The 14,567-nt window shown below is 69.1% G+C and carries 9 protein-coding genes; 1 reads left to right on the top strand and 8 read right to left on the bottom strand.

What is annotated here, in order from left to right; translation table 11 throughout:
• The first annotated feature begins 5 nt into the window (after positions 1 to 5).
• Positions 6 to 1,169, top strand: a complete 1,164-nt coding sequence (gene bhcC / locus BMZ38_RS03750; RefSeq protein WP_175483665.1) for a 3-hydroxy-D-aspartate aldolase BhcC — start codon at positions 6 to 8, stop codon at positions 1,167 to 1,169.
• 113 nt (positions 1,170 to 1,282) lie between these two features.
• On the opposite strand, the gene BMZ38_RS03745 is transcribed toward bhcC, so the two are convergent.
• The 8 genes from BMZ38_RS03745 to BMZ38_RS03710 form a co-directional block, all read right to left on the bottom strand.
• A complete protein-coding gene (locus tag BMZ38_RS03745) occupies positions 1,283 to 1,738 on the bottom strand; it encodes a GNAT family N-acetyltransferase (protein ID WP_091334215.1) in 456 nt (151 codons plus the stop codon).
• A gap of 234 nt (positions 1,739 to 1,972) precedes the next feature.
• A complete protein-coding gene (locus BMZ38_RS03740) occupies positions 1,973 to 2,308 on the bottom strand; it encodes a nucleoside triphosphate pyrophosphohydrolase family protein (protein WP_091334212.1) in 336 nt (111 codons plus the stop codon).
• Between the two features lie 474 nt (positions 2,309 to 2,782).
• Positions 2,783 to 4,210 carry an alpha-L-fucosidase gene (locus BMZ38_RS03735; protein WP_245747164.1) on the bottom strand — a complete coding sequence of 476 codons (1,428 nt, stop codon included), beginning with the start codon at positions 4,208 to 4,210 and terminating at the stop codon, positions 2,783 to 2,785.
• A 16-nt stretch (positions 4,211 to 4,226) separates the two neighbouring features.
• On the bottom strand, positions 4,227 to 6,662 hold the full coding sequence (locus BMZ38_RS03730) for a GH92 family glycosyl hydrolase (RefSeq protein WP_091334203.1): 2,436 nt from the start codon (positions 6,660 to 6,662) through the stop codon (positions 4,227 to 4,229).
• A 199-nt stretch (positions 6,663 to 6,861) separates the two neighbouring features.
• A complete protein-coding gene (locus BMZ38_RS03725) occupies positions 6,862 to 8,316 on the bottom strand; it encodes a glycoside hydrolase family 125 protein (RefSeq protein ID WP_091334201.1) in 1,455 nt (484 codons plus the stop codon).
• 11 nt (positions 8,317 to 8,327) lie between these two features.
• Positions 8,328 to 10,904: a glycoside hydrolase family 3 protein gene (locus BMZ38_RS03720; protein ID WP_425431844.1), complete on the bottom strand. Its 2,577-nt coding sequence runs from the start codon at positions 10,902 to 10,904 to the stop codon at positions 8,328 to 8,330.
• The gene (locus BMZ38_RS03715) at positions 10,901 to 13,570 is read right to left on the bottom strand and encodes a beta-mannosidase (protein WP_091334199.1); all 2,670 of its coding nucleotides are present in this window, start codon (positions 13,568 to 13,570) and stop codon (positions 10,901 to 10,903) included. Before BMZ38_RS03715 ends, BMZ38_RS03720 begins: the two co-directional genes overlap by 4 nt.
• A 12-nt stretch (positions 13,571 to 13,582) precedes the next feature.
• Positions 13,583 to 14,350, bottom strand: coding sequence for a copper homeostasis protein CutC (locus BMZ38_RS03710; protein WP_091334195.1), 768 nt, complete (start codon positions 14,348 to 14,350; stop codon positions 13,583 to 13,585).
• Between the last annotated feature and the right edge of the window lie 217 nt (positions 14,351 to 14,567).

Below are 14,567 nucleotides of genomic sequence, written 5' to 3'. Positions count from 1 at the left end.
TTCCCTTGAATACACCCACCGATTCGGCCGACCGCGAGGTCGGTTACGACGTCCCGGCCCGGCCCGGCATGGACGAGGCGGACATCCAGACACCCTGCCTGGTGCTCGACCTCGACGCGCTGGAGCGAAACATCCGGAAGATGGGCCAGTACGCCAGGGCGCACGGCATGCGCCATCGCAGCCACGGCAAGATGCACAAGTCGATCGACGTGCAGAGGCTGCAGGAAGCCCTGGGTGGCGCAGTCGGGGTCTGCTGCCAGAAAGTATCCGAGGCCGAAGCCTTCGCCCGTGGCGGCATCGGCGACATCCTCGTGTCGAACCAGGTACGCGATCGGCTCAAGATCGACCGGCTTGCCCGCCTGCCGGGCTACGGCGCGCGAATCACCGTCTGCATCGACGACGTGGCGAACGTCGCCGAACTCTCGGCCGCCGCGCAAAAGAACGGCACCACGCTGGCATGCCTGGTCGAGATCGACTGCGGCGCCGGCCGCTGCGGTGTCGCCACGCCCGCCGAAGCGGTCGCGATCGCCCAGGCCATCACCGCGGCACCCGCCCTGACATTCAGCGGCATCCAGGCCTACCAGGGCGCCATGCAACACCTGGACAGCTACCAGGACCGCAAGGCCAGGCTCGACGATGCCATCGTCCGGGTGAACGCCGTGGTCGCGGCCCTGCGTGCGGTCGGGCTGCCGCCGGGGATCGTCTCCGGCGGCGGCACGGGCTCGTACCCGTTCGAATCCGGCTCGGGCGTCTACAACGAGCTGCAGTGCGGCAGCTACGCCTTCATGGACGCCGACTACGGCCGTATCAAGGACAGTCACGGCCGCCGGCTGGACCAGGGCGAATGGGAGAACGCGCTGTTCGTGCTCACCTCGGTGATGAGCCGCGCGAGACCCGGACAGGCGGTCTGCGACGCCGGGCTCAAGGTGCTTTCGCTCGACAGCGGCCTTCCCCATGTCCATGCCCGCGACGACGTGGCGTACGTCAGCGCCTCGGACGAACACGGCGTGATCGAGGACAAGCGTGGCGTGCTGCGGATCAACGAGAAGCTCAGGCTCGTCCCGGGGCATTGCGACCCGACCTGCAACCTCCACGACTGGTACGTGGGCGTGCGCAACGGCAAGGTCGAAGTGGTCTGGCCGGTGTCGGCCCGTGGCAAGAGCTATTGATGCTCCCGAGCCCGTTTGCAGGATGAGCGCCGTGTAGTACCGGCGCTTGACCCGTCTTTCGCGAACGAGCGACCGGCGAGGCATGGACATATGCCCTTGCCGTGTCGCGGTGACTACCGATTCGCGCCGAATGACAGGTCGCGGCGGTGGGTGGCTGTTCCGCCCGGCGGCAGCCGTCGATAGCCCAGCGCCTCATAGAAGCGTGCCGCCGGCTCCGAGTCGGTTCGCAAGGCCAGAGTCGCAAATTGCGGACGGGCCCGGGCCTCCAGCGCTTCCACGAGCATGCGCCCCACGCCGGATCGCCGCGCGTCCGGCCGCACGTAGACGTGCCTGAGCCGTCCGAGCCCATCCTCCGTGCTGTAGGGATCGGCCGTGAGACCGCCGATGGCCACCCATGCCGGCCCGTCGACAACACCCAGCAGGATTTCGCCCGGCCCTGCGAATCGCCCCGCACCGATCTCCCATTCCCGAACGAGCCGGCGCAGGAAGCGAAATCCCTCGGCCTCGCTCGCGACCACGAGCGGGGCCAGGAAAGCCGGTGCCGGCGCAGCGAGCGGTTGGATGTTCATGTCGGGAGCCCGCGGCCAGGATCGGGTAGCCAGGGAGGCCCTCCCCGGAGCCTCATGCCAGTGCCAGCAGCCTGACGCCCCAGTACAGGCCGATCGCCAGCTGCACGGCAAAGGCAGTGAAGCGGATGCTGACCGCAGTCGGGGAGACCGAAACCAGATGCACGAGCGACTGGAAAACCCGGAAGCCCAGCGGGCCTTCCCTTCGGCTTGTGGGTTACACCTTACCGCGTCATATCAAATTTCTGCCTTGCGGAGCTCGCCGGATACGTACTCGATCAATTCTCCGGTGTTCCTGGCGTACTCTGCTTCCAGATCAATGCCGCACTTGTCCGCGAGCACCAGGATCGACCACAGGCAATCCGACAGCTCATGCCCAAGCTTCGCTTTGCAGTCATCTATGTTACGGACACCGGCATTCGCCTGAATCAGCTTTGCCAGATCGCCAACGTCGCCCACGAAGCCGAGCGCCAGCTCTTCCGTGGTCCAGACACGGCCATACATTTTTGTTTCAAGCTGCTCGTAAAGCTCATTGAGCCTTAGTGCCGATTTTCTGAGATCAGCAAAGTCCATGTTGGTTATCCGTGACGCTCTAGTTGGACGGCCGAAAAGCCGCCCACTTCCATGGGGCTTACCCGGTGCCGAGGTGCACGGCCCATGATGACGCTAAGCGCGCTTGGCCCAAGCCACGTAGCAAGCACCCATCGCAATGAAGGCTGCGCCGACACCGCAAAACGCGGCTTGCTTGGAAAAGCAGGCGGCGACGAAAAACATACAACCAGCCCCAACGAAGAGATAGCCGCTGCGTTTTGCATTCCGCGAACCTGACACTGTGGCTATCCTCGAGGCTGGACGGCTAAATGGCGCGCGGTACACGCGTCCGATTGAAGAGTGGTCAGGCCCCGCAGTTTAACAAACCAAGTGCAACACCCGGGGCAGCCGACGGCCACTGCGTGCCTCCCGGTGCATATTGCACGGCTCGAGGCCCTCGGTCCCAGGGAAAGCGAAGCGTGCGTGAGGTTGGCCATAGGCCCGGGGCAAGAAAGGTCAGCGTCGCACCGACGTCAGGCGGATCGTCCAGGCATAGGCGCCGGCGAGCGGCTGCGTTGCACGTTGTGGGATCGCGATGGTGGTTGTTCCATCCTTCTGCGTGGTCGTGAGCCGGGCGTCGGAGCCCAGTAGCCGGGCTGCAGATCCCGGCGTCATTTGCAGCCCCTTCAGCGTGATGGTCGCCGGCAGCGCTTCACCCTCGTCAGCGAGATAGATCACGTTGACGCTGCCGTCCTTGAGCTGCGTGAAGCGCAGCTTGCCTTCGGCGTAAGGGGCAATCGGGTGGCTGGCGTGGATGGCACCGCCGTTGACCTTCATCCACTTGCCGATGTCGCGCATGCGTTCGAGCGCCGGCTTGGGCAACTGGCCGGTGGCGTCGGGGCCGACGTTGAGCAGGAAGTTGCCGCCCTTGGCGACCACGTCGACCAGGATGTGCACCAGCTCGCGGGCGGACTTGTAGCGGTCGTTGGGCTTGTACGACCAGGAGTCGCCCATGGTCATGCAGGTTTCCCACGGGTAGGGCAGCGGGCGGTCGGGGACCTGCTGCTCGGGGGTGCGGTAGTCCTCGTACTTTCCACCGACGGCGCGGTCGACGACGATCAGGCCGGGCTGGTTCCTGCGCGCGAGCGCGGCCAGGCCGGGCATGTCGATGTCCTGCGGCCAGGGCACCTCGTCGCTGTAGGCGAGCGCGTGCGGGTGGCTGTGCGGGTTCACCCAGCCGGCGTCGAGCCACAGGATGTCGATGCGCCCGTACTGCGAGGTCAGTTCGCCGATCTGCCTGTGGGTGAAGTCGACGAAGCGCTGCCAGCGCTTGGGGTACTTGCGCGTGTCGTAGTTGTTGTTGCGCGTGGGCGTGGCCCATTCGGGCGCCCAGTAGTCGCTGTTGTGCCAGTCGGCCTTGGAGAAGTAGGCGCCGATGCCGAAACCCTGCGCGCGGAAGGCGTCGAACACCTCCTTCGTGATGTTTGCGCGGGGGTTGGTGTGGAAGGGCACGTCGGGCGCGGTGATGCGGTAGCCGGTCTGCCGCGTGTCGAACATCGAGAAGCCGTCGTGGTGCTTGGTGGTGAACACCACGTAGCGCATGCCCGCGTCCCGGGCGGCGCGCGCCCAGGCATCCGGATCGAATTTCGTCGGATTGAAGGTAAGGGGCAGTTGCTCGTACTTCTTCTTGTAGTCGACGTAGCTGATACCCGGCGGGCGCGCGCACCAGGGCACGTCCTCCGAGCAGATCGACCACGACTCCACCACGCCCCACTGGCTGTATGGACCCCAGTGCGCCATGAAGCCGAACTTCCAGTCCTGCCAGGCGGCGAGTTTCTTCAATACCAGCGGATCGGTCTCCGGGACGTAGGCGCCCTCGTCCGCTCGGACGGCCAGGGGCCGACCGAGCAGGACGAGCGCGAGCACCAGCGGGGCGGCCTTCATGCGCATGACCGGACTGTCACCCCATCGCGCCGGCCGGTACGCCGAAGGACGGCGGACGGTCGGCCGGTGCGGCGCCGAAGCGGGTGTTCGGCGTGGCGCCCATGGTGAACTCCAGCGTGCCGCCGGCGGCCAGCTCCGCATGGCTGATCCAGCTCCTGGTCCAAGGCTTGCCGTTCCACGTCACCGACTGGATGTAGGGCGTGTCCGGGCCATTGCCCCGGGTGCGCAGCGTCAGCGTCTTGCCACCGGCCAGCGCGACCTCGGCCTGGTCGAGCAGCGGACTGCCGAACACGTAGTGGGTGCTGACCGGGTCGACCGCGTACAGGCCCAGCGCACCGAGCACGTACCACGCGCTGGTCTGGCCGCAGTCCTCGTTGCCGGCCAGGCCATCCGGCTCGGGGCGGTACATCTTCTCCAGCAGCATGCGCACGCGTGCCTGTGTCTTGTGGTGCGCGCCGGTGTAGGCATAGAGGTAGGCCACGTGGTGGCTGGGCTCGTTGCCGTGCGCGTACTGTCCGACCATGCCGGCGATGTCCGGCGGTGCGTCGGCCGGCAGCGCGGAGCTGGTGCTGAAGAGGGCGTCGAGCTTGCGCTCGAACGCCTGCTCGCCGCCGAACAGCTGCATGTAGCCGTACAGGTCGTGCTGATTGAGGAACGTCGCTTCCCACGCATTGGATTCGGTGAAGTCGCGCCACTTGTCCGAGTGGCCCATCGAGCGCGGGTCGAACGGCTCGAGCCACTTTCCATCGCTGCCGCGCGGGCGTATGAACGTCTTCTGCTTGTCGAACAGATTGCGGTAGTTGCGCGAGCGCTCGCGCAGATGCCTGGCATCCTCGTGCGCGCCCATGGCCTGCGCCAGGCTGGCCATCGCCCAGTCGTCGTAGGCGTATTCGAGCGTCTTGCTGGCCGCCTCCCAGTCCTTGTCGCTGGGGATGTAGCCGAGCTTGCGGTACCAGGTCAGGCCGCGGTAATCGTCGTCCATCGCGCGCTTGCGGTAGAGCGGCCAGGCCTTGGCGTAATCGATGCCGGTGAAGCCCTTGGCCTGCGCCTCGGCGATCACCACGGCGGAGTGGTAGCCGATCATGCAGCCGGTCTCCACGCCCTGCAGCGGCCACACCGGCGGGCCGTCCGGGCTCTCGGCGGCCATGCGGATCAGGCCGTTGACCAGGTCGGGCACGCGCTCGCTCTGGAACAGCGTGAGCAGCGGATGCAGCGCGCGGTAGGTGTCCCACAGCGAGTAGGTGCTGTAGTTGTGCTGGCCGTTGGGCAGCGTGTGCACCTTCAGGTCCATGCCGCGGTAGCGGCCGTCCACGTCGCTGAACAGCGTGGGCGCGAGCATGGTGTGGTAGAGCGCGCTGTAGAAGGTGCGCTTGACCGGCTCGGAAGAGGACTCGATGCGGATACGCGAGAGCTGCTGCTCCCAGGCGTCGGCCGCGTCCTCGCGCACGCGCTCGAAATTCCAGTCGGCCAGTTCGGTGTCGAGGTTGCGCCGCGCGCCGTCGACGTCGACCGCCGAGATGCCCACCTTCACCAGCAGCGGCGCGCTGGCCGCGTCGTCGAAGTGCAGCGCGGCCTTCAGGTGCGTGCCCTTGGCCTCGCGCGTGCCCTCGGGAAGTGCCTTGTCTTCCGAGTACAGCGTCGCGCGGCTGACCGGACGCGACAGTTTCATCGCGAAATAGAGGTAGCGGCCGTTGGCCCACTGGTGCACGCGCCTGCTGCCGACCAGCAGGTCACTGCCGATCAGCGTGAGCTGCGCATCGCTCACCTTGGCCGGCACCTTGGGATCGTCGTGGAAACCGTGCGCGAGGTCGACCAGCAGGTGGCCGGAACCGGTCTTGTTGAACGTGTAGCGGTGCAGGCCGGTGCGCAGGGTGGCGGTCAGCTCGGCGAGAATGTCGTGATCGGTCAGATGGACCCGGTAGTAGCCCGGCTGCGCCTGCTCGCCGTCGTAGCGGGAGCGGTAGCCGCGCCCGGGCTTGCCGACGGCATCCGGCGGCAGCCGGGTGCTGGCGAAGGCCGCCTCGTCGAAGTGCGACTGGTAGTTCTTGTCGGGCAGGCCGCGCTCGCCCGGTTGCAGCAGCACCGCGCCCTGTGCCGGCATCACCAGCACGTCGAGCATGTCGCTGGCACCGGTGCCGGACAGGTGCGTGTGCGAGAAGCCCATGATCGACCCGTCGCGCTGGTGGTAGCCCGAACAGGCGTCCCAGCCGGCGTCGTTGGTGTCGGGACTGAGCTGCACCATGCCGTAGGGCAGCGCGGCGCCGGGGAAGGTGTGGCCGTGGCCTCCGGTGCCGACGAACACGTCGACGTAGCGCGACACGCGATCGCGCGGCAGCGAGGCGAGCCGGTCGCGGCCGGGGCGGCTGAGCGCGAACGCCGGCAGCATGCCGGTGCCGCTGCCCAGCATGGTCAGGGCACCCATGCCCTGCAGGAAGCGTCTGCGCGTCACCATGGTGAGTTCTCCTGTGTGTCGGTCATGCAAGTGTGGGGAGGTGGGGCCCTGAAGCCCTCTCCCCTTCGGGGTTTGGGCGAGGGGCCGGGGCTCGCGGGCAAGGCTATCAAGCGTGCGTTTCGGGACGACGAACAAAGGCGCTCGATCCTGGGCCCGGCCTTCGGCAAGGTCGGCAAGTTCGGCGCTGCGAGCGTGGCCTTCACAGGCTTCGCAGCACGTCGGGTTGCCGATCGGCGAGCTTCACCATCAACTCGCCAAACAGACTGTTGGCCCAGGCGAACCACGCACGCGTGAAGTGCGTCGGGTCGTCCTGGTCGAACGCCTCGTGCATGAAACCGCTGTCCGCATCGGTATCGCGCAGCCAGCGCAGGCACTGGCGGATCTCCGCCGCATCGCGGCTGGTCAGCGCGCGTACGGTGATCGACATCGGCCAGATCGTGCGCAGGCCTTCGTGCGGACCGCCAATGCCTTCGGCCGCCGTGCCCTTGAAGAAGTAAGGATTGTGTTCGCTCCATGCACGCGCACGGGTGCGCCGATAGAGCGGATCGTCCGCCGCACAGCAGCCGAGGTAGGGCAGGCTGAGCAGGCTCGGGATGTTGGCGTCGTCCATGAACAGCTGGTTGCCGTAGCCGTCGATCTCGTAGGCCCAGCAGTCGCCGCCTTTATCGTCGCGCAGGCGGCCGTCGCGATGGGTGGCCCGTTCCACTTCGTCCGCGAGCTTCGTGCAGCCGGCGGCAAAGGCCGCGTCGTGGTGGATCGCCTGGCTCATTGCCGCGAGCTGCCGCAGCGACAGCACCGCGAACAGATTGGCCGGCACGAACAGCGGGTAGATGCACGCGTCGTCCGACGGGCGGAACATCGAATGGATCATGCCATTGGGCCGCGTCGGGTTGCCGTAGCCGTCCAGCGCCAGGGTTTCGGTCGGCCGGGGCGAGGGGCGCTGGAAGTGGTACGGACCGCGGCCATGCAGGCGCTGCTGCTCGCGGAAGGTGGTGAGCACGCGTTGCATGGCCGCGCGCCACCCCTTGTCGAAAGGCTCAACATCGCCGGTGGCCTTCCAGTAGGCGTGCGCGATGCGGATCGGCCAGCACAGCGAATCGATCTCCCACTTGCGCTCGCCCACGCCCGGCGCCATCGCGGTGTCGTCTTCGCGCGCCCAGCTGAGCGGCCTGGCGTGGGGATCGGGCAGGAAGGCATTGGCGTACGGATCCAGGCGGATGCAGTGCGCCTGGCGCCGGATCAGGCCGCGAAAGAGTTGCCGCAGTGCCGGATCGTGCCTGGCCAGTGCCACGTAGGGATTCACCTGCGCGGAGGAATCACGCAGCCACATCGCTTCGATGTCGCCGGTGATCACGAAGGTATCGGGCTTGCCCTCGAGCGTGCCCAGTTCCACCGTGGTGTCGAGCGTGTTCGGGTAGCAGTTCTCGAACATCCAGGCGAGTTTGGGGTCGCCGATGCGCGCCTTGACGCGTGCGATCTCGCGTTCGACCACGTCGCTGCGGAATCTGCGCTGCCCCGGCGCGGGCCGGCGGCTGGCGAAGCGCGTGGCGGGGGCGGACGCCGATGCCGCCGCCGCCGCTGGCGTGAGCCCGCCGAGCGCGCCACTTGCGGCCGCGGTGCCGAGCAGTTTCAGGAACTGGCGTCGATCGGTCATGGCGTCTCCGGTCATTTCGGCAGCGCTTGCTGGCCGGTGATGGTGAAGGTGGCCTGCTCGCCCGGCGCATCGCCCGGCTGCCCGCCGCCGATGGACAGGCGGTAGCGACCAGCCACCACGGCGCGCTGTCCGGTCGCATCGACCGTGCTCAGCTGCCGCGGCGAGAGGTCGAGGCTCACGTGCCGGCTCTCGCCGGGATTCAGGCGCACTCGGCGGAAGGCGACCAGCGCGCGGCGCGGCGCCAACGGCACGTCGATGGCCTGCAGGTAGGCCTGCACGACCTCGTCGCCGGCGCGTGGACCGGTGTTGCGCACGGTCACGTCGACGGTCAGCGGCGTGCCGGCGGCAAGCGTGCTGGTCGAGAGCGCGAGATCCGCATAGGCAAACTGCGTGTAGCTCAGGCCATGGCCGAACGGGTACAGCGGCGTGCCGGCGAAGTAGCGGTAGGTGCGCCCCTGCATGGCGTAATGGGTGAACGGCGGCAGGTCGGCCGTGGCGCGGTAGAAGGTGACCGGCAGGCGTCCGCCCGGATCGTCGTCGCCGGCCAGCACGCGGGCGATCGCGGTGCCGCCGGCCTGGCCGGGATACCACGCGGCGAGGATCGCGTCGGCGTGCTGCTGGGACCAGTCCAGCGCCACCGCGCTGCCGGACATCAGTACGACCACCAGCGGCTTGCCGCTTGCGGCCAGGCGTTCGAGCAGGGCGCGCTGTGCGGCAGGCAGCGCGATATCGGTGCGGTCGCCGCCGTCGAAGCCGGGCACGTCGATATGCAGCTCCTCGCCTTCGACGTCCGGCGAGAGGCCGACGAAGGCCACCACCACGTCCGCCTTGCGCGTGGCGGCGCGCGCTTCGTCGAGTTGCGCACGCACCGGTGCGATCCACTGCAGGCGGACGCCCTGGTCTTCGCCGCTGTGCACCAGCTCCAGCCGCAGCGCGTGCGGCGAGCGGTCGGCGAAGTGCAGCTGGGTGTGCAGGGTCGGCGCGTCGCTGCCGGCGTCGTCGATGAGCCTGCGTCCATCGACGTACAGGCGCACCGGGTCGTGCCCGCGGCAATCGAAGCAGCGGTCGACGTGCACGGCCAGCGTGTAGTCGCCGGGGCCGGGCGGCACCAGCGTGCCGCTCCAGCGCACGGCGTAGTGGCCGGCATGGAGGGTTGGGTCGGGTGCCACGCGGTCCCAGTCGAAGTCGATCACGCGGTCGGTGCGGCTGAGGCGTGCGGTGCCGCGCAGGTCGGCCACGCCGAAGTAGTCGCCTTGCAGGCCGCGCTGGCCGCCTGGCGTGCGCAGCGCGGTTTCCGGCACCGGTACCGGTACGCCTGCAGCGACGGGCGAGCCTTGAGCGTAGCTCACGCGTTCGGCACCGAAGCGCTCGCGCAGACCTTGCAGCGGCGTGATCGGCGCGCGCGCCGTGCCGTGGTAGTTGGCTTCCAGTGTTTCGAGCGCGTCCGCGTCCGGGCCGATGACCGCGATACGCGCGCCTGTGCGCAGTGGCAGCGTGGCGTGGGCGTTCTTCAGCAGCACCATCGACTGGCGCGCGGCTTCCAGCGCCAGCGCGCGGTGGGCGGGGCTGTCGAGCACGGCATCGGCGGGCGGCGCCGGACGATCGGCCAGCTCCAGCCGGTAGCGGGCGGTGAACAGGCGCACCAGCGCGGCGTCGAGGTCGGCCTGCCGTGCATAGCCTTTCGCCACGGCCTCGCCCAGCGCCGCATACGCCTGGCCGCAATCGAGGTCGGTACCGGCGGCGAGCGCGGCAGCGGAAGAACGCGCGTCGTCAGGCCGGTAGCGGTGGAACTGCGTCATGTCGTCCACGGCGTCGCAGTCGGACACGACGTAGCCATCGAAGCCCCAGGCGTTGCGCAGCAGGTCGGTCAGCAGCCAGCGGTTGGCGCATGCGGGCGTGCCGTCGATCGCGTTGTAGGCGCACATCACCGAGCCGGCGCGGCCTTCGGTCACCGCGGCGCGGAAGGCGGGCAGGTAGGTGTCTTCCAGGTCGTGCGGCGAGGCGACCGCGTCGAAGCCATGGCGCCCGCGCTCCGGGCCGCTGTGCACGGCGAAGTGCTTGGGCGTGGCGATCGCGCGCGGGTGGGCGGGGTCGTCGCCCTGCACGCCGCGGATGTAGGCGACCGCCAGACGCGCGGTGAGGAACGGGTCCTCGCCGTAGGTCTCCTGCCCGCGGCCCCAGCGTGGATCGCGGAAGATGTTGATGTTGGGCGACCAGAGGGTCAGCCCCTGGAACAGGCCGTGCACGCCGGTGGCGTCGAACTTGGCGCGCGCCTCGGTGGCCACGGCTTCGCCCACCTGCTCCAGCAGCGCCGGATCCCAGCTCGCCGCCAGGCCGATCGCTTGCGGGAACACCGTGGCGTAGCCGTTGCGCGCGATGCCGTGCAGGCCCTCGTTCCACCAGTCGTACGCGGGCACGCCCAGGCGCGGGATCGCCGGCGCGTGGTTCTGCAACTGGGCGACCTTTTCCGGCAGGGTCATGCGCGCGACCAGCGCCTGGGCGCGCGCGCGTGCGTCGTCCTGCGGGGTGGCGCTCGCGGCGAACGCGGCCAGTGCGAGGCACGCGAGTGCGGGCCAGCGCGCTGTCACGGCGTGCCCTTCTGCATGGCGCTGGCCAGGTCCTGCATGCGCAGCGCGCGGCGCAGCACGTCCAGCCCGGCCGCGCTGCGCACGTGCAGGCTGACCGGCTCGCCAGGCAACAGGTCGAAGGCGTTGTCGGAGATCTGCGCATCCACCTGGCCGAACGAGAGCCACACCTCGCGCGCCAGCGCATCCGTGTCGAGCGTCAGCGTGTAGCCGTCGCCGGATGGCGCCCAACCGGCATGGATGTGCGGCTGGGGCAGGGCAAGTTGCCTGGGCGCACCGAAGAACACCAGCGAGCGCGAAACGCTGCGGCCGTCCACCAGCAGGTCGACCGCCGCAAAGCGCGAGCGCGGATCGGCGTCGGCCAGCTGCGCATCGCCGAAGCTGCCCACTGGCGTGGCCGCCAGCGGCGCGAGCGTGACGCCATGTTGCTGCTCCGAGATCACCCTGCCGGCGAAGTCCATGACGCGCAGGCGCCAGCGCGCCTGCACCGGTGTCGTGCGGTCGGACACCAGCGTCACCTGTGTCGTGCCGTGCTCGCGCAGCGCCGTCGCCAGCAGCGGCGCATAGAAGCGCCGGGCGTGGAACTGAAGTGCCTTCCAGCGGCCGTAGTAGTCGATGCTCGACCAGGAAATGGCCGGCCATACGTCGTTCAACTGCCAGTACAGCGAGCCCATGCTGCGCGGCCGCGAGGCGCGCAGGTGCTCGGCCGCCAGCCCGATGCCTTCGGCCTGCATCACCTGGCTGAGGTAGACCAGCGCGGGGAAGTCCTTCGGCTGCCCGTACTCGCGGTGCACGTACATCGCCAGGCGGGCATTGCCGTTGCCGCTGTCGTACTTCTGGTGCGCGCGCAGCACGGGCGAGTCGAGCTTCAGGTCGCCGGCGCCGGCGAACGCGCGGATGGTGCGTATCGAGGGAATCGACTGCAGGCCGTACTCGGACTGGAAGCGCGGCGTCACGTCGAGGTACGCGCTCGCCGGCCTGGCTTGGCCCGACCATACCTCCCAGTAGTGGTAGTCGCCCGCATCCAGCCCATTGGCGAAACCATCGCCGCCTTCGCTCGGCGAGCTTGGCCAGTACGGCACGCCGGGTGCGTGCCTGGCCACCACCTCGCGCAGCTCGGTGCCGAACAGGTCGCGCATGCCCTGCTCGATGCGCGCCGCCTCGGCCGGCCCGATCGACTGGCGGAATGCCTTGCGGTCGTCCCACGACAGCCAGCCGCTCTGCACCTCGTTGTTGCCGCACCAGAGCACGATCGAGGGATGGTCGCGCAGCCGCTCGACCTGCTCGATCGCCTCCTGCCGCACGTTGCCGGCGTAGGCCGGGTCGTACGGCGTGATCGCGCCGCCGAACATGAAGTCCTGCCACACCATCAGGCCCAGCCGGTCGGCCATGGCGTAGAAGTCGTCCGGCAGGTAGGTGCCGCCGCCCCACACGCGCAGCATGTTCATGTTGGCGTCGCGTGCAGACGTGAGCACCTGGCGCATCTGCGCCTCGCCCACGCGGGTGGGGAAGCTGTCGAACGGGATCAGGTTGGCACCCTTGGCGAACACGGGAATGCCGTTGACGACGAAGGCGAAGCCGGTGCCCCAGGCGTCCTTGTCGCGGCGCAGCTCGACCGTGCGCAGGCCGATCTCGCGCGTGCCCCGGTAGCGAACGTCGTCGCCGTCGCCGAGGCGCACCTCGAACACGTACATGTCCTGCGCGCCGTAGCCGGCCGGATACCAGCGGCGCGGATGGTCGATCGTGAGCGGCACCTCGACGGTGTGCCGGCCGGCCTCGATACGCAGCGGTTGCGCCAGGTGCGCGACCGGTGCGCCATCGGGCCCGAGCACGCGCACGTCCAGCGGCAGCGTCGTGGCGGCATCGGCCTGGACGTCCAGCTGCACGCGGGTCTGCGCTGTCACGTCATCCAGATGCTGCTGCGCGACGTGGTAGCCGGTGACGCGCAGCGCGTTCCAGCTGTCCAGATGCACGCGCTGCCAGATGCCTTCGGTGACGATGCGCGGGCCCCAGTCCCAGCCGTACTGGTAGGCCGCCTTGCGCACGTAGCCGGCGCTCTGGCGGCCCTTGGGCTCGTCGCCGAAGGCCGAGTCGAACTCGCCCGGCAACGCGTACGGCTGGCGCGAAAGCCACGGCTGCAGGCGCCGGATGGGCGAGTACAGCCGTACCTCCAGCGTGTTGGCGCCGGCGTGGAGCCATGGCTTCGCGGGCGCCGCCCAGCGGCGGAACATGTTGTCCGCGCTGAGCAGCTTGTGGCCGTTGAGGTAGACCTCGGCGAAGGTGTCCAGCCCGTCGAACACCAGTTCGGCATGCCGGCGCGCCAGAGTGGCCTGGTCGACGGTGAAGGTGGTGCGGTAGACCCAGTCCGACAGCCCCACCCACTGGATCGCCGCCTCGTTGTCGCGCACGAATGGACCGGCGGCGAAACCGGCCGCCATCAGGTCGGTCTGCACGGTGCCCGGTACGGTGGCGGGCAGCCAGCGGGTGGCCTGCGGATGGGCGGTTGCATGCGTGTCGCCGGGTGCAAGCCGCAGCTGCCAGCCCTGGTCGAGGACTTGCGTGAGCGGTGCTGCGGCCGCGGCCAGCCCCGGTAGCGCCAGCAGCGCCAGCGCGAGGCCGGCGGTGCGCGGCATCGGGCGTGGTCTCGTGGGCGGCGCCGGTGAGGTCATGGAAGCTCCGTGCTAGGGCGATGGCGTGGTTTCGTGCGCGTCCAGGGCGTGCAGCGCGGACACCATCGCGCGCACTTCCGCCGCATCGGTGCGCCACTCCCCGGTAGCCATGTCTCCCAGCCCCGGCTGCCGATGGCGCATGCCCGAGGGCAACGCGCGCTTCGCCGAGGCGTGGAATTCGCTGGCGCCGGTCGCCTGTGCCAGCGACGCGATGTTTCGTGCATGGATGCCGGCGCCCGGCATCACCGCCACGCGCCCGGCGGCCTGCGCCACCAGCGCGCGCAACTGCGCCGCGCCCTCGGCCGCGCTCGCCCGGCCACCGGAACTGAGCACGCGCTCGCAGCCCAGCCCGATCACCGCCTCCAGCGCCGGCGCCGGCTCACGCACCATGTCGAACGCGCGATGGAAGGTGACGCCAAGCCCGCCCGCCACGGCCATCAATGCCCGGCACCGCCGCTGGTCCACGCGCCCCTCGGCATCGAGCACGCCAAGCACCACGCCGTCGCAGCCCAGTGCCACGCACGCCTCGACGTCGCGCAGCATCACCTCGCATTCGAAGTCGTTGTAGAGGAAATCACCCGCGCGCGGCCGGATCAGCACATACAGCGGAATCGCCAGCCGATCCCGCGCGGTGGCGATCTCGGCATACGAGGGCGTGACTCCACCCAGCTCCAGCGCCGTGCAAAGCTCGATGCGCCCGGCACCGCCCTCCTGCGCAGCCAGCGCGGAGGCGATGGAGTTGGCGGCGACCTCCAGCAGCGGGGCGGCGGACGCAGCCATCAACGCACCCTTCGGCGAGCGGCCGTGGCTACACGGCGGGCGGAGCGAGCGGATGCGCCTCGGATCGGCTGCGGATGGCTCATGGTTGCCTGTCGTTTAGATCGATCTATATCGCAAGGTAGCATCGCTCTCCGAGGCTTGCATGCGGCAATGCAGTAATCGTCAGAAGCGGAGGGGCTCCCTTGGAAAATGGGGCCGGCCGAGCCGAGCCGGCCTG

The organism is Frateuria terrea, assembly GCF_900115705.1.
In the GTDB taxonomy this organism is placed as follows: domain Bacteria; phylum Pseudomonadota; class Gammaproteobacteria; order Xanthomonadales; family Rhodanobacteraceae; genus Frateuria_A; species Frateuria_A terrea.
Note: the sequence above shows the minus strand (reverse complement) of the source record. Positions and strands in the feature narration are given on the sequence as shown.